The following is a 22261-nucleotide window of genomic DNA, read 5'->3' on the forward strand; positions in this document are numbered from 1 at the left end:
CTTCACCGCGCTAGGCGCTGTGAAGGGGGCTTTCACGTACTTACGGCCTTACCAGCGGCGGTCGGTCACCGCGCCGTTGGAGGCGTTCCAGAACACGTACCCGCCCTGGAAGTTGTTCTGCCGTCCGCCGGAGACCGCGATCTCGTCGGACGTCGGGTACCTCAGGTACGAGGTCTCCCAGCCGAGCGCGACCCAGCGCTGCCGGATGGCGCCGTAGATCGCGTGCGCGTCGGTCGCCATCGTCCAGTAGACCGACCCGGCCTTGGTGAAGTGGTTGTACCGGCCGACGCTGTCCGGAGTCGCCGACTCGTCGGTCGACGGGTATCCGAGGGGCCCCGCTTCCCAGCCGAGCTCCGCCCACTTCGCGCGGATCCGGCCCCAGATCGCCCTGGCGTCGGTCTGCACCGTGTAGTAGATCGACGCGTTCTTGCTGAAGTGGTTGTAGCGACCGGCCTTGTCCGGCGTGACGTGCTCGTCCGTGCTCGGGTAGCCGAGTTCACCGGCCTCCGCGCCCAGCGACTTCCACTTCACCCGGATCCGGCCGAACACCGGATGCGCGCCCGTGTTCACCGTGTAGTAGATCGACGACTGCATCTTGCCGGGCCACACCGGGAAATCGTTGAAGCGGCCGATGGTGTCCGGCGTGGTCTGCTCGTCGGTCGCGGGCGGGCCGAACTCCTTGTGGCCGCCCAGGGCGAGGTACTTCTTGAGGATCTCGCCCTCGATCTGCTTGACGCCCGTTTCCTTGGACCAGTACAGCCGTCCGCGCTCGTAGGTGCGGAAGCGGACCGTGCCGTCGACGGCCTCGGGCGCCGTCGGCGCGCCGAGTCGTTGCGCCACCGCGGGTTCGTCGCGGTAACGCTTGTCGATCGGCGTGATGTAGTTCGCCGTGAGCGTCAGATCCGTGGTGCCCATGGTGACGTTCGTCAGCCGCCCGGTGGCCCCGTTGGACCAGCCGGTGAAGAACGACGCACCGTCCGCAGCGACCTCGGCCGCCTGGATCTCCACTGTCGCGCCTTCGACCACCATCGCCGAAGCCGCCCCGCCTTCCGGCGTGATGCCGAGAGCAGCGGCGACGTTGCTGGTCAGCGTGAGCCGGTGCTCCTTCGGCTTCGCGACGTAGGTCTTCGAGACCGTGACACCGGCGCTGTCGGTCGCCGACGCAGTGAACTCCAGGTTCGAGTCCGTGTGGTCGGTGAACGGCATGGTGAACTCGGGGCCGGTGGCACCGTGGTCCGGATGCGCGTGGCAGACCGCGTTCTCCGGGCAGTGCCGGACCAGCGTGGTCCAGGTGACCGGCAGGGCGCCGTCCTCGGTGTCGGTGACGGTCGCGCCGACCTTGACCTCCTCGCCTACCGCGAACAGGCGGTCACCGGGGTCGGTCATGGTCAGCTTCGGCGAGTGGTTCCCCGGCGCCACGGCGAGGTCCGTGCTGCCCGCCGCCTGCAGGCCGTCCTTCACCGTCAGCTTGGCGGTGAACTTCTCGGTCCCCGCCGCGTAGGTGTGGCTGACCTTCGCCCCGGTGCCGGTGGTGCCGTCGCCGAAGTCCCACTCGTAGGTCAGGGGGTCGTTGTCGAAGTCGTAGGAAGCGCTGCCGTCGAACGAAACCGTGCGGGTTTCGGGGTTCGTCTCGGAAGTGGCGACCGCGACCGGCGCCTTGTTCCCGGTGGTGTAGCTGAGCCGTTTCAGCATGCCGCTGTAGATGTCGGCGTAGACGAGGTCGCCGTTGGCCGCGGCCGCGAACTTGACCGGACCGCCGATACCGGTGAACTTCGGCGGCGTCTCCTGCGCGCGGACGACCCGGCCCTGCGTGTCGTACTTGGCCGTCCACAGCTTCTGCGTGGCGTAGTCGCCGAAGAAGTAGGCGCCCCGGTACTCCTCCGGGTACGACTCTCCGTTGTAGACGATGCCGCCGGTGATGCTGTTGCCGTTGTCAGGGCCCTGGCCGTGCTGGACCACCAGCATCGGCGGGGTGTTCACGGCCGAGGCGCACTGCGCCATCGTGGAGAAACCGTCGGCGGGCTGGTTGCCCTCGAAGCACGGCCAGCCGTGGTTCGCGCCCTTCTGGACGAAGTTGATCTCTTCCCAGGTGCCCCAGCCGACGTCGCCGACCACCGGGAGACCGGTGCTGGCGTCGAGGCTGAACCGGAACGGGCTGCGGAAGCCGCTCGCGAACACCTTGGATCGCAGCGAGTTCGGGTTCGCCGCGGCGTAGTAGGGGTTGTCCGGCACACCGGCGCCGTCCGCGGTGACGTGGAAGATCTTGCCGAAGATCTTGTCGAGGTCGTACACGTTCAGCGCGAACGGGTCGGCCTGTCCCTGGAAACGGGAGCTGTCGCCGGTCGAGACCCACACCGTGCCGTCCGGGGCCGCGACGACACCGGTGATGCCGTGGATGTCGGTGTTGGCCGCGCCCTCGACGAGGACCTTCTCCGCGGTCAGCCCGGTCGGCTGCGCGGTGCCGGTGGCCGTCCAGCGCGAGGCGCGCAGGGCGATGCCGCCACCGGCGACGTCGACCGCGCGGGCGGTGTAGACCGAGCGGGAGGTCGCGAAGTCGGGTGCGATCGCGATCCCGACCAGGCCGAGGTCGCCGGTGCTGCGGACGGGCAGGCTGGCGATGTTCTGCGCCTGTCCGGTGGTGGACACCCAGGCGACGTTGCCGCCCTTTCCGGTGGTCAGGATCGAGCCGTCGGGCAGGTAGGCGAAGTCGGTCAGGTCATACGGAGCTTGACCGCTCGGCTGGTCACGAAGGACGAAGCCGGGTGGCAACACGGGCGCCGCGGACGCAGGAGTGGACGTCAACGGCACCAGCAAGGTCACTATCAGCAGTGTCACGAGGGCGTGACAGAGCGCACGGAATCTCGAAGGCATGCAGAAGCCCCTTTCCCCAGTCGAACGTCTCATCGACGGGGTCCAGGTGGACATTTCACACTTTCGAGTGCCTTTATCGAACTGTGATCACCACCGTCTGTCGATCACCTGCCCCGTGCTCCGGTTCCAGGTGACGTAGCCGGTCTGGAAGCTGCTCTGCCGTCCGATGGGGACGGTGAACTCGTCCGTCGCCGGGTAGCGCAGGTACGACCGTTCCCAGCCGAGCGCGGCCCAGCGCTGCCGGATCGCCCCGTAGATCGCGTGTGAGTCCGTCGCCATCGACCAGTAGACGGAGCCCGCCTTCGTGAAGTGGTTGAACCTGCCCGCGCCGTCCGGGGTCGCGGTCTCGTCCGTCGCCGGGTAGCCGAGCGGGCCCGCCTCCCAGCCGAGCGCCGCCCACCGGACGCGGATGCGGCCCCAGATCGCCTTGGCGTCGGTCTGCGCCGTGTAGTAGATCGACGCGCTCTTGCTGAAGTGGTTGAACCGGCCGGTCCCGTCGGGGGTGGGGAGCTCGTCCGTCGCCGGGTAGCCCATCGGCCCGGCCTCCCAGCCGAGCGCGGCCCATTTGACCCTGATCCGCCCGTACACCGGATGCGCGCCTGTCGACGGTGTCCAGTAGAACGAGGACTGCAGCGTGCCGGGCCGGTTCGGGAAGTGGTTGAACCGGCCGACGCCGTCCGCGGTGACGGTCTCGTCGGTCGCGGGTGGACCGAACTTCCCGTGCCCGCCGAGCGCGAGGTACTTCGCCAGGATCTGGCCCTCGATCTGCTTCACGCCCGTCTCGGCGCTCCAGTAGAGCCTGCCGCCCGCATACGGCCGATACCGCACGGGCCCGTCGACGACCTCCGGCCCGGTCGGCGCGCCGAGACGTTGCCGCAGCGCGGGTTCCGCCTGGTAGCGCCGGTCGATCGGGGTGAGATAGGTCGCGGTCAGCGTCAGGTCGTGCGGCGGGACGGTGACGGTCACCGTCCGCGTGGTCCTCCCGTCGGACCAGTTCGCGAACGTCGAAACGCCGTCCGCGGCGACCTCCTCCGCCACCACCTCGAACGTCGCACCCTCGGTCACCATCGCGGTGTTGACCCCGCCCTCCGCCGGGATGATCAGCGCGGCGGGGGTGGTGCCGGTCAACGTCAGCCGGTGTTCCCGCGGTCTGGCCACATAGGTCTCGCTCGCGGTCACCCCGGCGCTGTCGGTCACCGTCGCGGTGATCTCGACCCGCGAGTCCTGATGGTCGGTGAAGGGCGAGGTGAAGACCGGGCCGCTGCCCGGCGAACCGGGATGCGCGTGGCAGGTCGCCTCCTCCGGACAGTGCCGGATCAGCGTGGTCCAGGTGACCGGCAGCACGCCGTCCTCCGCGTCGGTCGCCGTCGCGCCGACGACGACCGGTTCCCCGACCGCGAAGGTCCGCGCGCCGGGATCCGTCATCACCGGTTCCGGCGAGTGGTTTCCCGGCACCACGGCGACGTCCGTGCCGCCGGTGGCGCCGAGCCGGTCGGTGACGGTCAGCCGTGCGGTGGTCCTCACCAGGCCCGCCGCGTAGGTGTGGGTCACCCGGGCGCCGGTCTGGCTCGTGCCGTCCCCGAAGTCCCAGTGATGGGTCAGCGGATCGCCGTCGAAGTCGTAGGAACCGGTGCCGTCGAAGGTCACCGTCCTCGTCGACGGCTCGGTGCCCGACGTCGCCACCGCGACCGGTTCCGCGTTCGTCCCCGGATAGCTGAGCCGCCGCAGGTTCCCGCTGTGGATGTCGGCGTACACGATGTCGCCGTTGACCGCGGCCGCGAACTTGACCGGACCGCCGACACCGGTGAACCTCGGCGGCCGTTGCGGCGCCTGGACGAGCCTGCCCTGACTGTCGTAGGTCATCGTCCAGATCTTCTGTGTGACGTAGTCGCCGAAGAAGAACGCGCCCCGGTATTCGTCCGGATAGGACGATCCACTGTAGACGATCCCCGCGGTCACGCTGTTTCCTTCGTCCACCCCGGAACCGTGGCGGTAGGCGGTGATCGGCGGGGTGTTGACGACACCGGCGCAGCCCGCGAGCCCGGCGTACCCCGGTGTCGGGGCGTTCGCCTCCCAGCACGGCCAGCCGTGGTTCGCCCCCGGCCGCACGACGTTCACCTCTTCCCAGGTGTTCCAGCCGACGTCACCGACGACCGGCAGACCGAGACGCGGGTCGAGGGAGAACCGGAACGGGCTGCGGTAACCGCTGGAGAAGACCTTGGAGCGGTTCGCGTTCGGCGCCGCGGCGGAGTAGTACGGGTTGCCCGGCACACCGGCGCCGTCGGGACTGACGTGAAGGATCTTGCCGTACAACTGATCGAGGTCCAGTGAACGCAACGCGCCCGGATCCATCCTGGTGAAGTCGGCGGCGTCGCCGATGGAGATCCACACCGTCCCGTCTTCGGCCGCGACGAGCCCGGTGATGCCGTGGACGTCGTGGAAACCGGGAAGGTCGACGAGCACTCGTTCGGCCGTGAGGCCGGTGGGGACGTCCGCGCCGGTCACCGTCCAGCGCGCCACCCGCATGGTGAACGCGCCACCGCCCGTGTCGAACGACCACGCGAGGTAGATCTGGCGCGACGTCGCGAAATCCGGGGCGACGGCGAGACCGACGAGGCCGAGATCGCCGTTGTCGTGCACGGGCGGTGTCGCGATCGTCCGCGTCTGGCCGACGGTGGACACCCACGCGACCTTGCCGCTCTTGCCGGTGCTGAGCACCGAACCGTCCGGCAGATAAGCGAAATCGGTCAGATCGAACGCGGCCTGACCACTCGGCTGGTCGCGAAGGACGAAGCCGGAAGGCAGAGTGGGCGCCCCGGTCGCTTCCGGAGCGCCCACCCATCCCGGGAAAAGCAGGATTGAAACCGACAGTGCGACGAGTGTGCGAGTGAGGACCCGGCTCCGGTTCATCGGCACTTCCCCATTTCCGGCGTGTCATGGCACGTCGCGGGGAACGGGGAAGTCATTGCCGCCAGGAGCTTTCATTTATCTCAAAGCAACCGAACCGCAATGATCCGCGTGAGGTTCCGCCCGGAGCGGGGAGCTGATGGGGACTTTCCCGCGTGTCATGCGGCGAAGGGAGCCTTCGCCGCATGTGACGCGGGGAAGGCTCCCTTCACGTAGCCGGAAAGGTCAGGCGACGACCTGCACCACGTCGCCGCTCTGCAGCGTCGTGAAGTACTTCTGCGAAGCCGCCGCGGCCAGGTGGATGCAGCCGTGCGAGTACACCGAGAGGCTGCCGGTGTGGAAAGCGATACCCGGCAGGAAGAACACCGAGTTCGGCATCGGCGCGTCGAACTGCTTCGAGTGGTAGTTCTTGACCTTGGCCGAAACGTGGAAGACACCGGTCGGCGTCGCGTGCCCCTTCTTGCCGGGCAGCTGCTTGACCGGACCGTAGATGACCTTGCCGTCCTGCAGCAGCCACGTCTTCAGCGCGGAGAGGTCCACGCAGGCGCTCACGCCCGGCGAGGCCAGCGCGGCCTTGCACGGTACGTCGGCGGCGTTCGCGGCGGGCTTGGCCGCCGGTTTCGGCGTGGGCTTCGGTGTCGGCTTGGGCTTCGACGACGTGGACGGCTTCGGCGCGGAACTGCTGCTGCTCGGCGTCCGGGAGGACGTGGTCGGCGCGGCGGAGGACGTCGATGGCGCCGACGTGGTCGTCGTCCCGCCCACCGGATCGCCTTGCGCGACGGCGCCGCCACCGGGCGAGCCGCCCCCGGCGTCGCCGGAACACGCGGTCAACACCAGCGCGGTGGCCAGTGCGGTCACCCCCACCAGGAACTTCTTCACGACCCTTACCCCCGATTGTCCGTAGTGCGTCTGACATGGGTAAAGACGGGGCTCACCCGTAAGGGGTTGTTGGGCGGAAGGTCACGATCCTGTCTCAAGGCCGCTGAACTGCGGAAATCAGGGAACTCGGCCGACGACCCGGGCGTACATCCGGCCCGGATTGGCGCCTTCGTCCAGATATCCGGGCAGCGGCGGCAGGTCCCGCGCGAACACGGCCAACCGTCCGAACAGCTCGTTCGCGTCCGAGGGACGGCGCTCCGGATCCTTCTCGAGCAGGTCCGCGAGCAGGACGTTCAGTCCACCCGGGACACCGTCCACTTCGGCCGGACTCTCCTTGACCTGCTTCTCGAACACCGCGTACGCCGTCGGGCCGGTGAACAGCTGCCTGCCGGTCAGCATTTCGTGCAGGACACAGCCCAGCGCGTACAGATCGCTGCGGGGCCCGGCGATCCCGCGCTGGATCTGCTCGGGCGCCATGTACGCGGGCGTGCCCAGGATCTGCCCCGCGCGGGTGAACTGGGCGACGTCGGTCTCGCGCAGCATCGCGAGCCCGAAGTCGAGCACCTTCACGCTGCCGTCGGGACACAGCATCAGGTTGGTGGGCTTGAGATCGCGGTGACAGATGGAGAGCGCGTGCGCGGCGGACAGTACGGCGCAGGCCTGCGCGGCGATCGCGGCCGCCCACGGCACCGGCAGCGGACCGTGTTCGGCGGCGAGATCGGCGACGGTCACCCCCTCGATGAACTGCATGACCTGGAACAACCGCTCGTCGTAGGTGCCGAAGTCGTACAGCGTCGGCGCACCCGCGTGTTCCAGAGTGGCGAGGATCCGTGCCTCGCGGATGAAACGCTGTTCGAGTTCGGCGTCCGGACCGCCGGGGAGCCCGAGGAACTTCACCGCCACGCGGCGGCCGAGATGCCGGTCGTGGCCCGCGTAGACCGCGCCCATCCCACCCCGGCCGAGCGGCAGCTCGTCGAGTTCGTAGCGGTCCGCGATCAGCACTTAGTTCCCTGGCCTCAGTTGACCTTCCGTTAGCCCTGCCAAGCCTAGCCGCACCAGCTCCAGGCCCGATTCCGCCGCCTCGCGCAGGGCGTCCTCGAAGGCGGCGAGCCGGGTGAACGCCTCCCCGTGGGCACGTTGCGTTTCGATCGGCAGACGCGGGATCCGGGTCCGCTTGAGGTCGATCCTGGTCGACGAGGTCGGCGCGATCTGCCCGGCCGCGCGCAGGCAGCCGGCGAGGAACGCGGCGTCCAGCCGTTCGGGATCGGTGCGGTACTTCGACATCGGCGACTCCACCGTGACCGGCGCTCCACTGTGGACATACGCGGGCACGGCGGGCGACGCGACGACGTCTCCCTCCTCCACCGATTCCGGAACCGTGAGCACCCCGGACTTCAGCAGCTCGCCGATCGTGGTGAACTGCGGGTTCTCATCGGCCACCGCCAGTGACGGCAGTTCCGGCCGGATCCCCTCGAAATGCTTCCGGACTTCCAGAAAGGCCTCGCCCGCGTGTTCGTTCCTCGCCTGATGCCGGGCGGGGGAAAGGTCGATCTCCTCGTCGAGCAGGTCGATGATCCGGACCGTGCCCGGCACCTCGGCGCCGCGCAGGTGCTCCCGCCACTGTTCCTCCACAGTGGACGGATCGGCCAGCAGGAGCAACCGGGACGGCGGGCGTTCGCCGGGCTCCGGGCGCCGCAGCAGCCAGAGATCCGCGCCGCCGACCGTCACGATCGCGCGCAAAGCCCCGGCCCGCAAGAGGTTCCCGCGGATCCGGCGGCCGGTCCGGCGACCGGCGGCGGCGGGCGGCATGCGGATCGCGACCAGCCCGCCGGGTTTGACGTGCGCGAGACAGTGCTGGACCCAGGCCAGTTCCGGCTCGCCGCGCGGCGGCTGGCCGTACTCCCAGCGCGGGTCGCCGACGAGTTCGTCGTGACCCCATTCCCGGTCGTTGAACGGCGGGTCGCAGACGACGGCGTCCGCGAGAAGTCCTTCGTAGGAGTCCATCGGCAGGGCGTCCGCGCCGTACATCTCCATGTCCGCGCCCGCGAGCAGCAGCCGGTGCGCCGCGATGCACGAAATCGCCGGATCGTCGGTCTGACCGAGCAGCCGGGTGCCGCCGGAGGCGAGCAACAGCGTCCCGAGCCCGCACGCGGGATCGAGCACGACGCCGGGTTCGGGACCGATGAGCCGGGACATCAACGCGGCCACCGGTTCCGGCGTGACGGACAGCTGGCGGGAGTGCGCCTCGACGTAGCGTTCGCACAGGAACTCGAAGGCCTCGCGCGCCCCCACCTCGCCCGCGAAGCGGTCCAAGAGTTCGAGCAACTCGGGATCGTCGTAGCGGGGCGAAAAGTCCCACTCCTCCCCGGCGGCCCGCCGCGACAGGAACGTGCCCACCCTGCCGACCCGCGAGCTCAGCCACAGGTCGTCGCCGAGGTTCCGGAGCCGCTGCCAGATCCGGTCCCCGAGCGACACCTCGAACGGCTTCCCGCGCTCACGCAGCCAGTTTTCGACGTCGAGCAGCGAGAAGAGGGGGCTCGACGCCGTCCCGCCGACGGGCGGCGGAAAATCTCCGTACCGTCGACGCCAGTTGCTCACCGCGGCGCGGCCGACGCCGGCGATGTGCGCGATGTCCGCCGCGCTGACGGTGGCTTGCTCCTCCATCGGCGTATCGTAACCGACAGCTGACCATTCCAGACCTATGTTTGTGAACTCAGTACACAACTGCTTTACTGGGTCGTATGACGTACACCCTTCGGTACGCCGCCGGCTCGGACGTCGGACGACGCCGTCAGGTCAACCAGGACTCGCTCTACACCAGCGCCCGGATGCTGGCGGTCGCCGACGGCATCGGCGGCCAGCCGCACGGCGAGGTGGCGAGCGCCGAAGCGGTCGGCGTCCTGTCCCGGCTCGACGCGGACCTCAGCGGCTTCGACCTCGCGGACGTCGACCTGATCGAGATCCTCTCCGGCGGGGTCCGCGCGATCGACGACCGGCTGATCGCGACGGCCGAGCGCGAACCGGAGACTCGCGGCATGGGCACCACCCTGACCGCGCTGCTGTTCGACGGCGCCCATTTCGCCGCCGCGCACATCGGAGACTCCCGCGGATACCTCCTGCGCGACGGCACGCTTCAGCGCTTTACGCGCGATCACACGCTCGCGCAGGCCCTCGCGGACGACGGGCGCATCGACGCCTCGGAAGTCGAGGGGCACCCTCGCGGCTCACTGCTCATGAAGGCGCTCCTGAGCACCGGGAGCGGCGAAGCGGACATCTGGACCTTCGAGGCGGCCCCTGGCGACCGTCTTCTCCTGTGCTCGGATGGGTTAACGGCAACGGTTGTCGAAACCGTTATCAAGGACGTCCTCGGCGCCTTCCAAGATCCCGCCGAGACCGTCCCGAGGCTGATCCACCTGGCCAACGAGGGTGGCGGACCGGACAACATCACCTGCGTCGTCGCCGACGTTCTCGCGCCCGCGCACCCGTGAGGCGTTCCGGCCGGAAAGGCAGGTCAGACCCACCTTCGCAAGGCCGGAAGGGCATCCGGTAAAGTTCCCCACGGAGGATTGGCCGAGCGGCCTAAGGCGCACGCTTGGAAAGCGTGTTGGGTTCACGCCCTCGCAGGTTCGAATCCTGTATCCTCCGCCATCAGCAAGGCCCCGGACGTTCCGACGTCCGGGGCCTTGTTGATTACACAGCAGTACCTTCACTTAACAGAGTCAGTTGATCACGCTAAGTTTAAACGTGGTCGTTCCAGCCCCCGACGTCCCAAGGAGTCCGCCAAAATGGCCGGAGTCGAAGAGATCCGCGCTGGTATCGCGCTCGCGAACGAGAAGGCATCTGCGAGCATCGCCGCACTTCAGCAGGCAGCGCAGTCTCTTGAAGAAGCCCAGCTTTCCCTTTCACAGGCCACCCAGGGCAGCACCCAGCACGAGGTGAGCCAGGCACAGGGGCTTCTCGCCGAGGCCCTGCAGGGCATCACCGGCATGCAGAGCACCATCCAGGCGGGCATTTCGTCGGCCGAGTCGTACTCGACCCGCCTCTAAACCATGTACCTCGAAGAACTGCACCAGCTGCTGACGGCCGTCCAAACCGGCCTCGCCGACGGACGTGCCCATGCCGAGCGGGCCAGAAGCCTGCTGGAGGAGTCCCGGCGCGCCCTGGTCGAACCGCAGGCCCAAGCCGTGCCATGGGTGCCACCGCAGCTGGCGCAGGCCGACGAGGGCTTGGAAAACCTCCTGACGCGCCTTTCCGCCGCTGACGACCTGGTCAGCGGTTACCAATCACGCCTCTGAGATCGGCGAGCCGGTATGGGCAGCAAAGCGAGTGAACAGCGCAATCGCGTCGTTACGGCGCTGGAGCGGGTCCGGCACCAGATCGGGCTCGTCCTCGGCGCCGCCGCCGGGGCCCGCAAGGCCGCCGAGGCGGAACTGGCCAAACTGGAGCTGGAACAGCGCATCGTCCGGGTGGGGATGAACAACTCCACTTCGGACCAGTACGCCGAGTGGTCACAGCATCCCGCCGCGAACGAGGTGTTCGGCATGCTCGGCAGCGTGCGCGGCCAGTTCTACGCGGACTGGGAAGCCGGGCCGGGCGCCCTGCGCGACCTGGTCACGAACAACGCGCCGGGTCCCGCCGGTCAGCAGCCGGGCAACTGGCTCGGTCGCGTCGGCGGGAACCCCGGCATCACCGCGCCGGGCCTGTGGCGCATCGGCTCGGCGACCGTGCCGGGCCAGGACATCCAACGCACGTTCGACGTCGCGATACCCCTGCTCGACGAGTCGCATCTGTCCATCAGGTCGGCACCGAAGACTCGGGCCGCGGTGGACGGCATCGTGCAGAACCTGCTCATGCGGGTGCTGAGCACGTTCGAACCCGGCGCGGTGCGCGTCCACCTGTGGGACGTCGGGCAGCTGACCGCGATCCTGCCCGACCTCTACCCGCTGAGCCGCACGAGCGCGCTCACGCTGTACGACCCGGGGCGGCTCGAGGACCTCCTCGACGAACTGGCCGGGCACATCCGCCGCATCCACGCGACCGGGATGCAGGCGGGGCACACGTCACTGCGGGAAATCCGGCGGGCGAGCGGACAGCGCGTCGAACCGTTCCGCGTCGCGGTGCTCTACGGCAACGGGGAGACCCTCGAACCGGAGCGGGCCCGCGAGCTGAAACGCGTCGCCACCGGGGCGCTCGCGGCCGGGATCTGCCTGATCCTGATCGACGTGCCGACCATGCTGTCGACGTCGGTCGAATCGCTGAGCCTGACCGACGACCGGCACGCGATCAGCAGCATGACCGGACCCGACCTGATCGTCGACCTCGACCCGCCGATGCCGTCCGGGCAGGTCATCCGGGCCGCCGGGCGGATCGCCGAGGCCCTGATCGCCAAACAGGGCGGCCCCCGCGCGTTCGCCGACCTGCTGCCCACCGAACTGGGCAAGGAGAGTTCGGCGCGGGAGCTGCGGGCGCCGGTCGGCTTCTTCGAGGGCGAGGCGGTGGAGGTCGTCATCGGCGACGCCAGCCCGCACGTGCTCATCGGCGGGCCGAGCGGTTCGGGGAAGACGAACTTCCTGTACTCGCTGCTCGGCAGCTTCGCGGCGCGGTACTCGCCGGACGAGCTCGCGCTGTACCTGCTGGACTTCAAGGAAGGCGTGTCGTTCGCCGGGCTCGCGCCGGGACGGCGGGACGCCAGCTGGCTGCCGCACGCCAAGCTCATCGGGGTCAACGTCAACACCGACCGCGAGTTCGGCCTGGCGCTGCTGCGCTACCTCGCCGACGAGCTGCGGCGCCGGTCCGCCGCGGCGAAACAGCACGAGGTCACCAACCTCGCGGACCTGCGCGAGCAGGACCCCGGCGGGCACTGGCCCCGGATCGTCGCGGTGATCGACGAGTTCCAGTACCTGTTCGCCGGCCGCGACGGCGTGACGGCGACCGCGACCCAGCTGCTGGAGGACATCGCGCGGCGAGGCCGGTCTCAGGGCATCCACCTGGTGCTGGCGAGCCAGGACGTCGCCGGGATCGAGGCGTTCTGGGGCAAGCCCGCGGTGTTCGAGCAGTGCACGCTGCGGATCGCGATGCCGAAGGCGCGGCGCGTGCTCTCCGAGACCAACAACGCGGCGGTCTCGGCACCGAAGTGGCATGCGGTGATCAACCACGATTCCGGTGTGGCGCACGGGAACCAGCTCGCCCACGTCCCGGACGCGAGCAGCAAGGACGTCTTCGTCAAGCTGCAGCACCGGTTGTGGGAACGGTACTCGGAGTCGTTCAAACGGCCGCGGCTGTTCGACGGGGCGCATTCGCCGGTGCTGGAACAGTTCCCGGCGTTCAACGATCTGAAGCCCACGAAGAAACCGCGAGCGCTGCTCGGTCAGTCCATCGACGTCGACGAAGCCGCCTGCGGGGTCGAACTGCCGAAGGCGCCGGGACGGAACGTCGCGGTCTTGGGCGCCGCGACGGCGGAAGCACTGTCCATCATGGACTCCGCCGCACGATCCTTGGCTCGCCAGCATCACGACGGTGCGGTGGAGTTCGTGCTCTCGTGCCCCATCGAAGCATGCTTCCCCGCGGTGTCCGATCTGGCCGCGCGACTGGAGGCGGAGGGCCACAAGGCGACGCTGGTCGACGATTTGCCCGGCCGGGTAATCGATATCGCGGAAAAGTTGTCCTCTTTGGACAAGGCTCACGTGCTCCTGCTTTACGGTGTCGACGCCTCGATTCCCGCACTGGAGACCAAGGCGCCCGGCCAGCTCAAGAGCGGCTTGGATCAGCTGCGGGTGCTGCTGAAGCAGGGTCCGGGACACGGCGTCCACACCATCGGCTGGTGGCGCAGCATCGCGCGGCTGAAGGACACGCTCGGTTTCGCGGGCACCGACGACATCGGCAGTTGGGCGGCCCTGGACGTCCAAGGCAACGAACTGTCGCCGTTCGCCGCGGGGCAGGTCGTGCACTGGTCGCCGCGACCGGGTCGCGCGCTGTTCTTCGACCGCACCACCCACGGCGCCCCCGAGGTGATCATCCCGTTCCAGCGTCCGGAAGGGCTTCTCGATGGATGACGGCATCACCGCGGCCATGCGGTACAAGGAGATCGTCGGCCTCGCGCGTGCCTCGGCGGAGAACCTCCGCGGCTGGGAGGTCGCCCGCGCGGACGAACTGGAGGCCCGCCTCGCCGAGGCGCACCAGTCCGTCGCGGACGCCGCCGAACGCGAGCAGCGCGCTGTCGACAGGGCTTCCCGGTGGTGGAAGATGGCCCAGCACAACGTCGAGAGCCTCACCTGGCTGCCGGACGACGAGGACCCGCAGCCGGTGCCGACCGCGCGGGCCGGGTACCTGGAGAAGTACCTGGAAGAGGTCAAGCCGAGCTACCAGGAACTCGTGCAGGCCGTCCTTTCCCTGGGATGGCGCGCGAAACGCTCCTAGACGCCGGCCCGCGTCCAGTCCTCTAGTTGCGGCGGTTCGGGGTACGAACTACCACAACTAGTCCTCTAGTTGCGGTAGTTGCACGCGCAACTACCGCAACTAGAGGACTAAACGCGTGGGGTCAGGGCTTCGGCAGGTAAGGGCCGAGGACCTTCTCCAGGTAGTCCGCCAGGTCGTAGAACGCGTCCTGGACCGGGTTGCCCGCGCTCGGCCGGAACCGCAGCACCTGCGGGTCGTGGTCGCTCGCCTGCTGGGCGAACTCCGCGTTCAGGTGGACGACGTCGTAGTCGGTCCCGCGCGGCGCCTTCGACGCCAGGATGTGGTCGAGCACCTGCGACTGGCCCTCGAAAACGTAGCTGTACCGCTCGTTCTCCGGCAGCGACGCGATGAGGTCCTTCAGCGCGCCGCCTGCCGTCAGGGTCTTCACCGCGGGCGAGAACGGGTAGTCGTTCAGGTCACCGGCCACGACGATGTTCGCGTTCTTGTCCGACGCGAGCACCTTGTCGATGAAACCGCGCAGCACGGTCGCCTGCTTGGCCCGCTGCACCTCGGAACTCCGGACCGGCGGCTGGTTGCGGCCGTGGGTCGGCTGGTCGCCGCCCTTGGAGTTGAAGTGGTTCGCGATGACGAACACGGTGCGGCCCTGGAAGACGAACTCTCCGACGAGCGGCTTGCGGCTGGCCTCCCACGCCTCGTTGGCCGGGTCGACGCGGCCGGGCGAGACGGTCAGGTGGGTCTTGCCGCGTTCCTTGACCACGCCGACCGGGGTGGTCGCGTCACCGCCCTTGCGGTCCACAAAGGACACACGAGCCGGGTTGAACAGGAAGCCGACGCGGATGTTGCCGCCCGGCTGGCCGCCGTCCTTGCCGTTCTCCGGGTCGATCTGACGCCACTCGTAGCGCGGGCCACCGGCGGCGACGATCGCGTCGACGAACTTCTGCAGCGTCTGGTCCGCCACGACGGTGCCGTCGTTGGCCGGCCCGTTGTTGTCCTGGATCTCTTCCAGGTTCAGGATGTCCGGCTTCGCCAGGTTGGTGGCGATCGCCTTGGCCAGCTCGCCGAACTTCTCCGCACTGTCCAAAGCGGACAGGTTCTCGACGTTGTAGGTGGCCACCGAAAGCTCACCGCTGCGCTGCGCGCGGGTGCTCTCACGCTTGAGCCCGTTGTCCTTGGTGGCACCCAGCTTCGTCGCGAACAGCGTGTAGCCGCCGAAGTTGCTGTACTCGACCGGGCCGGAGGTCTCACCGGTGAGCACGTCGCCGGTGTTGACCTTCGGGAACGGCACCTCGGCGAACGGGATCAGCGACGCGACCTTGAGGACGCCGGTGTTGAGCCGGTCGTAGTCCAGGTACACCGCGCCGCCGCGCACGCTCGGGTTCTGCTTCGGCTTGGTGGTCACGTAGAGCTCGTTGAACGACGACGTCGGGCCGACGACGCGCGCGTCGGAGACGCTGACGATCTCGCTCTCGTGCGTCTCCCAGAAGTCCAGCGAGTACTTCGCGGGCTCCAGCGGAAGCGGCTCGATGCTGCCGCCCGGCGCGGGGGCGACGGTGTCCGGGACCGAGTCCGGCGTGACGACAGTCGGGGCGGGCAGGGCGTTCCCGCTCGAATCGACCGTCCACTGTGCACTCGTCAGCTCGGTGAGCGACTGGTACGGCGAGGTCGCCGGCGCGTCCGGGTAGAACTCGCGGATGGTGCCGGTGGCGGTCACGGCGTCACCCACGGCCACGGCGGGCGTGGTCGAGCCGGTGAAGACGAACAGCCCCTCGCTGGTGCGCGGGTCGGCGTCGGGCGCGGGGTCGGTGATCCAGAACCCGCGAGCCGAACCGAAGCTCCGGATCGCGGTCACGACACCGGTGACCCCGGCGACCTTCAGGTCCTTGAACGGCGAGATCCGGGTGGTGCCCTGGATTTCGTGGATCTTGGCGTTCACCGGCGGCGGGCCGGTCTCACCCGGCGTCTCACCCTTGCCGTTGGTCGGGGTGGGCGCGCCGGGGGTGAAGTCGGCGGCGTTGTCGTCGGTGTCCGCGAGCGCCGTGCCCCTGGCGACGGACGCGGTGTTGGACGGCGCGGGTGCCGCCACCCCCTCGCGGATGACCGCGGCCGGGCCGAAGCCGACCAGGTCCTTGATCCGGGTGTCGGCCGCGCAGTCGGCGGCGGTCTTGCAGGTCAGCGCGGTGGTGCCCTGGACGAGCGCGATGGTGCCCGCCGTGGCGGACAGCGGGATCGTCCCGGTGGCGTCCGGCGTCGGGAGGGCCACGGTGCCGCCCGCGCCCTTCGCCTCCGCGACCAGGTACCGCGCGCCCGGCGCGACACTTCCGGTCAGCGGCGTGACCTGCCAGCTGTTCCCCGACGCGGGCGCGTACTGGACGCTGAAGCCGTCGAGGCTCACGGCCGCCGCGCCGCGGTTGGCGAGTTCGATGAAGTCGTTGCTCAGCGTCGCACCCGAGTTGCCGCCACCGCCGTAGACCTCGGCGATCACGGCGTCGGCGCTGGGCGCGGCGAGCGCGGCCGGAGCGGCTGTGATGGCAGCACCGCTCACGACCAGGCCGGAGGTGACGGCCACGGTCAGGGCCCGTCTCCTGGCAGCACGGCGGGATGTGGTCACGCTGAGTCCCCTCTTCGCAAGATCGGTCGAGGAATACTCCCCCGAACAAGTGAAATGAGGAAGACGACGAGACAACGATTCGTCACCGCTGGGCCGGTCGCACTAACACCTTCGTCGTTTTCAGGGCTGGTTTTGCCGTGTTCTCACGTGAGAGGATCGAGATCCGCCGCCTGCCACACACAGGAGGCGTCTTCATGCGCGGACTTCTTTGCGCGCTCATCCCACTCCTCGCGGCCGGTCTCGTGACCCCGGTTTCCGAGGCGGCGGAGGCCGAGTTCGAGGTGATGACCCCGGCGAGCACGGTCGCGTCCCGCACCGACCGGCGGCCGAACGCGGGCGGTGTGTACGACCCCGTCGCGCGCAAGACCTTCATCTCGTGGTCGGGCAAGGCCGCGGACACCCACGTCCAGGCCTACGACCACCGGACCGGTGGCTGGACCGCGCCGAAGAAGATCGCCGACGGCGAGTCCGATCCGCACAACTACCCGACGATGCTGCTCGCCGGCGACGGCCACCTGCTGATCTTCCGCGGCATGCACAACACGCGCACCGTGATCAGCCGCGCGCCGCGCGCCCATTCCCTCGAAGGCACCTGGACCGACATCGAGGTTCCCCAGGGCGACTCGGCGAGCTACCCGATGCCGGTCAAGACCGCCGACGGCACGCTGTTCATGTTCTACCGCGAGACGACGAACGAGCTCGATCCCACCGCGAACAGCGACTTCCGCCCGATGAAGTACATCGTCTCCCGCGACAACGGGAAGACCTGGAAGAACTCCGTGCAGCTGACCGGGAAGCAGTGGGCGTTCGGCTCGCTGGGCCGGGCCGACCACATGGACGAGGTCTACGTCGGCCAGCTGCGGTACCTGCCGTCGTCCGGGCGGATCCAGTTCGTCTACACGCTCGCCGGCGGCGGGCCGGCGCAGCACAAACACGACGTCTACCACCGGAACGTCTACTACCTGTCGTTCGACGTCCGCACCCTGCGCTTCCATTCCGCGGCGGGCCGCGACCTCGGCACCCAGGTCGACGACGCCGAGCAGGAGCGGTACCTCAAGGTCGCCGAAACCCCGCTCGAACTCCCCGGCGGGCTCAAGTCGCCGGACTACATCCTGCAGGTCGGCACGCAGCGCGACGGCAAGCCGTTCGTCACCTGGTTCCAGTTCGACGTCGCGGGCTCGCCGCGCGATTTCGCGGGCGCGTGGAACGGCCGGGACTGGGAAGTGCGCGAAGTCGCGAACGGACTCCGATTGCGCGAGATCGAACAGCTCAATGGCGGCACTTGGCGCGTTTACGGAACCCGGGACGGACGGCCGAACATCGAAACGTTCTTGCTCGAGAACGGACGCGTCTGGAAGCCCGAAACCTTGATCACCACACCGAAACCGGTCCAGCGCGTCGAGGTGATCACCGGTTTCCGGGACCCCGCCCGCATTCTGGCGACCGGCGCGTCCAGCGCGCGTGACGTCGCCGTGGCCGACGGTGACATTTATGTGGCGGGAACGCCGCGCAAATAGCCCATTGGGGTTTCCCTGCCTTAAATGAACCTCAAGTCCGGGGACAACCCGGCAATTCCGGAGTTACCTTTGGCGATGTGAGCGAGGGCACAGTCCTTCCTCACATCGCCAAAGCTTTCAGACGCTCGCCGGGGAGGGCGAGCGGGGGGAACTGGGGGTGCACCGCCGGTGCACGGGACCCGTCTGGGGAGGACGGAGCCCGTACACCGGCGGTGTGTCATTTCCGCCCGACCTTCAGCGCTCGAGCTCCTGCCGCGCCCGGTACTTGCCGATGAGCGACTTCGCCCCGGCGACGGCGGCCTTGCCCGCGCCCTTCGCGCTCGCGGCCAGGAACGTCGTCCAGTCGAAGTAGTCGCGCCACAGCACGATCCGGCCGTCGCGCACCTCGAACGTGCCGCACACCCAGAACTCCGCCTCCCACGAACCGCGCCGGAGGACGTCGGTGCGCTCGGTGAGCACGATCGGGCCGTCGGCGGCGATGTGGTGGGTGCGCGCCTCGAACCCGCTGCCGTAGCGGGCCATGGTGCGCAGCTGCTTCTCCACCGCCGAGAGGCCACGGGCCGGGGGAAGCGGGACGTTCTGGTAGACGATGTCGATCGCCACGAAGCTCAGCGCGCGGTCGATGTCGAGCTCTTCGAGAGCCTGAAGGAAACCGGTCACCACGGTCTTCGGATCCGTCATGCCTACCGAGGCTAATCCGATTTTGAACCGCCGGAAGGTCACAGCCGTATCACAGAGCGGAGGGCCGGATTCCCCACGACTACGGAGGTATCGATGCGACGACGACTGCCGATGGCACTGTTCGGGCTGGTCGTCTGGGTGCTCGCGGGCTGCTCGACGGCCACGGGCGCCGCACCGGCGGCACCGAACGCCCCTGGCGCCAACCAGGCCGACATCACGTTCTCCCAGCAGATGGTCCCGCATCACCAGCAGTCGATCCAGGTCGCGAACCTGGCCTCGGAACGGTCGGCTTCCGAGTATGTGAAGGCCACCGCGGCCAAGATCATCAAAGCCGAATCGGCCGAGGTCCAGACGATGACCGGCTGGTTGCAGTCATGGAACGCGGCCGTACTGCCCGCGGCGGGCCACGCGGGACACTCGATGCCGGGGATGATCACCGCCGGGCAGGTCGCCTCGCTGCAGAACCTGACCGGCGCCGAGTTCGACAAGACGTGGCTCCCGCTGATGGCCGAGCACCTGCGCAACGGCGTCACGATGGCCAAAACCGTGCTGTCGTCGGGCGAGCACGCCGAGACGAAGGCGCTGGCACAGGAGATCGTCGAGAACCAGACGGCGGCGATCGACGAGATCACCGCGCAGCTTCCTTGACCCCCTGCGAGGCCGGGAAGGCCCTCCGGTATTGTTCTCGGCGGTGGCGTGTCCGAGCGGCCGAAGGAGCACGACTCGAAATCGTGTGACGGCTAATAACCGTCCGTGGGTTCAAATCCCACCGCCACCGCAGCGAAGAGCCGGTCTCCACGGAGACCGGCTCTTCTGCGTGTGGCCTACTTGTTGAACTTGTCCTTGAGGTCCTGCACGCCGCCTTCCGCGCGGTCGCGAAGATCGTGCCCGGCCTCCTTGACCTGACCTTCGGTCTGGTCGGCCCGGCCGGAGTTCTCGAGGTCCTGGTTGCCGGTCTTCTCGCCGAGCTTCTCCTTGGCGGCGCCGATGGCCTGCTCGGCCTTGTCCTTCGCCTTGTCGAAAACGCTCATGGCGGACGTTCCTCCTTCGACTGCGGCCACCGTTTGCGGCCGCGTGATCTTGGAGTACCCGCAGAGCGGGAACCGACACATCTGTCACCCGGTGCGGTTACCCCGCTGCCCGTGGAAGAAGTCTTCGAGCAGGGCCGCGCACTCGGACTCCAGCACGCCTCCGACGACCTCCGCGCGGTGGCTGAGCCGCCGGTCGCGGACGACGTCCCACAGCGACCCCACAGCCCCCGTCTTGGGCTCCCAGGCGCCGAAGACGAGCTTCGCGACCCGGGCCATCACGAGAGCGCCGGCGCACATCGTGCACGGCTCCAGCGTCACCGCGAGCGTGCAGCCCTCGAGCCGCCAGCCGTCACCGTAGATCTCGGACGCGGCCCGCAACGCGAGGATCTCCGCGTGCGCCGTCGGGTCACCCAGTTCTTCACGGGCGTTGCGCGCGGAGGCGAGCGGGGTCCCGTCCGGGGACAGGACGACGGCGCCGATCGGCACGTCGTCGCCCGCACCCCGCGCCGCCGCGATCGCCGCCTGGACGGCGGCGATGTCGGCGGCGGAGGCGGAGGGGCTCAGATCTCGTCCAGGATCTTGGTGAACTCGGCGGCGAATCCACACCGCTGCGCGACCATCTGGAGTTGTTCGTCGGGATAGAGGTCGACCTCGCCGACGATCACCTGGAGTTCGGCCCCCGGCAAGCCGAGATCGGACAGGATCTCCAGGTCGCCTTCGGGCCAGACCGCCTCGTCGTCCTCGTCCGGTGGATCGACTCTCAGCACGTCGAGGACGTCCGCGGCGATGTCGTAGTCGAGCGCCGCCGCGGCGTCGGACAGCAGCAGTGAGGGCCCTCTGGGACTCGGCCGGACGATCACGAAGAACTCGTCGTCGATCGCCAGCAGCCCGAAGGAGGCACCCGTGGAACGCAGTTTGCCGAGCTCCGTGATCGCAGCGTCGAGTTCGGCGAGTGCCCCTGGATCAAGGGAGCTGCACCGCCACCGACCGTCCTCCCGCACCACGGCCACCGCGAACCCCGTGATCGGCTCTTGCACCGCCATGCGCACACCGTATTCCGCCCGCATTCGGAACGCACGCACGGTGCACCCGAAGCGCCGCATGCGCCACTATCGAGACATGACCGGACCCACCGACCTGCCCACCCTCCCCGATGCGCGCTTCGCCGGTTTGCTGGCCGAAGCCCGCGCGCTCCAAACGAAAACCGTAGAGCTTCGCCGGGAGATCCACCGGAATCCGGAGCTCGGCCTCCACCTGCCGAAGACCCAGGCCTCGATCAAGGCGGCCCTCGAGGGCCTGCCACTGGAGATCACCGAGGGCAAATCGACCACCTCGCTGACCGCCGTCCTCCGGGGCGGGAAACCCGGTCCGGCGATCCTTCTCCGCGGCGACATGGACGCGCTGCCGCTCCAGGAGGACACCGGCCTCGACTTCGCCTCCGACGACGACGGCGTGATGCACGCCTGCGGGCACGACACCCACGTCGCGATGCTGGCGTCAGCGGCGCGGCTGCTCAGCGAGCACGCCGCCGAGCTGGCCGGTTCGGTGGTGTTCATGTTCCAGCCGGGCGAAGAGGGCCAGCACGGCGCGCGCCACATGATTCACGAGGGCGTGCTCGAAGCCGCGGGCGAACGCGTCGAAAAGGCGTTCGGCCTGCACATCTTCACCCAGGTCGAGTCCGGCATCGTGCAGACGCGGCCGGGTCCGATCATGGCGTCGGCGAACAGCTTCCACGTGAAGGTCACCGGCCGGGGCGGCCACGGTTCGGCGCCGCATCAGGCGATCGACCCGGTGCCCGCGGCGGCGGCGATCGTCACCGCGCTGCAGACGATGGTGACCCGCAGGGTCAGCGTGTTCGAGCCCGCGGTGGTCTCGGTGACCCGGCTCGAGGCCGGGACGACGACGAACATCATCCCGGAGACGGCGTTCCTGGAGGGCACGATCCGGACGCTGTCCGAGCGGACGCTGGCGTTCGTGCGCGAGGAACTGCCGAAGGTGTGCGAGGCGATCGGTGCCGCGCACGGCGTCCGCGTGAGTGCCGAAGTCGTCCCCGGCTACCCGGTCACCGTCAACGATCCGCAGGTCGCGGGGCGGGTGCTGGAACTGGCGGCCGAGGTGCTCGGTGCCCGCAACGCCGAGCTCATGGAGAACCCGGTGATGGGCGCGGAGGACTTCTCCTATGTCCTGCAACGCGTTCCGGGCACCTTCGCCTTCCTCGGCGCCTGCCCGCCCGATGCCGACCTGGCCACGGTGGAGGCGAACCACTCGAACCGCGTGGTCTTCGACGAGGACGCCATGGCCAACGGCGTCGCGATGTACGCCGCCTTCGCCCTGGACGCACTCCGGTAGCT

At 68.9% G+C, this 22261-nt stretch carries 18 protein-coding genes and 2 tRNA genes; 10 read left to right on the plus strand and 10 right to left on the minus strand.

Going from position 1 to position 22261, the window contains the following annotated elements; genetic code table 11:
- Positions 1–48 precede the first annotated feature (48 nt).
- The 5 genes from ACZ5IK_RS35520 to ACZ5IK_RS35540 form a co-directional block, all read right to left on the minus strand.
- On the minus strand, positions 49–2871 hold the full coding sequence (locus ACZ5IK_RS35520; RefSeq protein WP_465491675.1) for a PQQ-dependent sugar dehydrogenase: 2823 nt from the start codon (positions 2869–2871) through the stop codon (positions 49–51).
- Positions 2872–2958: 87 nt separating this feature from the next.
- A complete protein-coding gene (locus tag ACZ5IK_RS35525) occupies positions 2959–5781 on the minus strand; it encodes a PQQ-dependent sugar dehydrogenase (RefSeq protein ID WP_465491676.1) in 2823 nt (940 codons plus the stop codon).
- Positions 5782–6003: 222 nt separating this feature from the next.
- Positions 6004–6657, minus strand: a complete 654-nt coding sequence (locus ACZ5IK_RS35530) for a L,D-transpeptidase (protein WP_410666140.1) — start codon at positions 6655–6657, stop codon at positions 6004–6006.
- 117 nt (positions 6658–6774) lie between these two features.
- Positions 6775–7659 carry a serine/threonine-protein kinase gene (locus ACZ5IK_RS35535; RefSeq protein WP_410604886.1) on the minus strand — a complete coding sequence of 295 codons (885 nt, stop codon included), beginning with the start codon at positions 7657–7659 and terminating at the stop codon, positions 6775–6777.
- Positions 7660–9321, minus strand: coding sequence for an N-6 DNA methylase (locus ACZ5IK_RS35540; protein ID WP_465491677.1), 1662 nt, complete (start codon positions 9319–9321; stop codon positions 7660–7662).
- A gap of 77 nt (positions 9322–9398) precedes the next feature.
- On the opposite strand from ACZ5IK_RS35540, the gene ACZ5IK_RS35545 reads away from it, so the two are divergent.
- The 6 genes from ACZ5IK_RS35545 to ACZ5IK_RS35570 all read left to right on the plus strand — a co-directional run bounded on the left by ACZ5IK_RS35545 (position 9399) and on the right by ACZ5IK_RS35570 (position 14073).
- Positions 9399–10145, plus strand: a complete 747-nt coding sequence (locus ACZ5IK_RS35545) for a PP2C family protein-serine/threonine phosphatase (RefSeq protein WP_465491678.1) — start codon at positions 9399–9401, stop codon at positions 10143–10145.
- Positions 10146–10217: 72 nt separating this feature from the next.
- Positions 10218–10305 (plus strand) — tRNA-Ser (locus ACZ5IK_RS35550).
- Between the two features lie 137 nt (positions 10306–10442).
- Positions 10443–10703, plus strand: a complete 261-nt coding sequence (locus tag ACZ5IK_RS35555; RefSeq protein ID WP_101611218.1) for a hypothetical protein — start codon at positions 10443–10445, stop codon at positions 10701–10703.
- A 3-nt stretch (positions 10704–10706) separates the two neighbouring features.
- Positions 10707–10952, plus strand: coding sequence for a hypothetical protein (locus ACZ5IK_RS35560; RefSeq protein ID WP_101611219.1), 246 nt, complete (start codon positions 10707–10709; stop codon positions 10950–10952).
- A gap of 15 nt (positions 10953–10967) precedes the next feature.
- Positions 10968–13709, plus strand: a complete 2742-nt coding sequence (locus tag ACZ5IK_RS35565; RefSeq protein WP_465491679.1) for an FtsK/SpoIIIE domain-containing protein — start codon at positions 10968–10970, stop codon at positions 13707–13709.
- Positions 13702–14073, plus strand: a complete 372-nt coding sequence (locus tag ACZ5IK_RS35570) for a hypothetical protein (protein WP_465491680.1) — start codon at positions 13702–13704, stop codon at positions 14071–14073. Before ACZ5IK_RS35565 ends, ACZ5IK_RS35570 begins: the two co-directional genes overlap by 8 nt.
- Before the next feature lie 121 nt (positions 14074–14194).
- Here the strand turns inward: ACZ5IK_RS35570 and ACZ5IK_RS35575 are convergent, their stop codons facing one another.
- Positions 14195–16681 (minus strand): endonuclease/exonuclease/phosphatase family protein, encoded by a 2487-nt coding sequence (locus ACZ5IK_RS35575; protein ID WP_465491681.1) that lies wholly within the window; start codon positions 16679–16681, stop codon positions 14195–14197.
- Positions 16682–16875: 194 nt separating this feature from the next.
- Here ACZ5IK_RS35575 and ACZ5IK_RS35580 point away from each other — a divergent pair, with 194 nt between their 5' ends.
- Complete coding sequence (locus ACZ5IK_RS35580) at positions 16876–18198, plus strand: BNR-4 repeat-containing protein (protein ID WP_465491682.1); 1323 nt, start codon at positions 16876–16878, stop codon at positions 18196–18198.
- Between the two features lie 234 nt (positions 18199–18432).
- On the opposite strand, the gene ACZ5IK_RS35585 is transcribed toward ACZ5IK_RS35580, so the two are convergent.
- Positions 18433–18879, minus strand: coding sequence for a limonene-1,2-epoxide hydrolase family protein (locus ACZ5IK_RS35585; protein WP_410604877.1), 447 nt, complete (start codon positions 18877–18879; stop codon positions 18433–18435).
- Between the two features lie 93 nt (positions 18880–18972).
- Here ACZ5IK_RS35585 and ACZ5IK_RS35590 point away from each other — a divergent pair, with 93 nt between their 5' ends.
- Together ACZ5IK_RS35590 and ACZ5IK_RS35595 are read left to right on the plus strand one after the other, a co-directional pair.
- Positions 18973–19527, plus strand: a complete 555-nt coding sequence (locus tag ACZ5IK_RS35590; protein WP_101611224.1) for a DUF305 domain-containing protein — start codon at positions 18973–18975, stop codon at positions 19525–19527.
- Between the two features lie 42 nt (positions 19528–19569).
- Positions 19570–19657: transfer RNA gene (locus ACZ5IK_RS35595), tRNA-Ser, on the plus strand.
- Between the two features lie 46 nt (positions 19658–19703).
- Here the strand turns inward: ACZ5IK_RS35595 and ACZ5IK_RS35600 are convergent.
- From ACZ5IK_RS35600 to ACZ5IK_RS35610, 3 genes are all read right to left on the minus strand, one after another.
- Positions 19704–19910: a CsbD family protein gene (locus ACZ5IK_RS35600; RefSeq protein WP_465491683.1), complete on the minus strand. Its 207-nt coding sequence runs from the start codon at positions 19908–19910 to the stop codon at positions 19704–19706.
- 84 nt (positions 19911–19994) lie between these two features.
- A complete protein-coding gene (locus tag ACZ5IK_RS35605; protein WP_465491759.1) occupies positions 19995–20447 on the minus strand; it encodes a nucleoside deaminase in 453 nt (150 codons plus the stop codon).
- A gap of 23 nt (positions 20448–20470) precedes the next feature.
- Positions 20471–20953 (minus strand): tRNA adenosine deaminase-associated protein, encoded by a 483-nt coding sequence (locus tag ACZ5IK_RS35610; protein WP_465491684.1) that lies wholly within the window; start codon positions 20951–20953, stop codon positions 20471–20473.
- A gap of 76 nt (positions 20954–21029) precedes the next feature.
- On the opposite strand from ACZ5IK_RS35610, the gene ACZ5IK_RS35615 reads away from it, so the two are divergent.
- Positions 21030–22259: a M20 metallopeptidase family protein gene (locus ACZ5IK_RS35615; protein WP_465491685.1), complete on the plus strand. Its 1230-nt coding sequence runs from the start codon at positions 21030–21032 to the stop codon at positions 22257–22259.
- Positions 22260–22261 lie beyond the last annotated feature (2 nt).

The organism is Amycolatopsis sp. NPDC031561, from assembly GCF_055580625.1.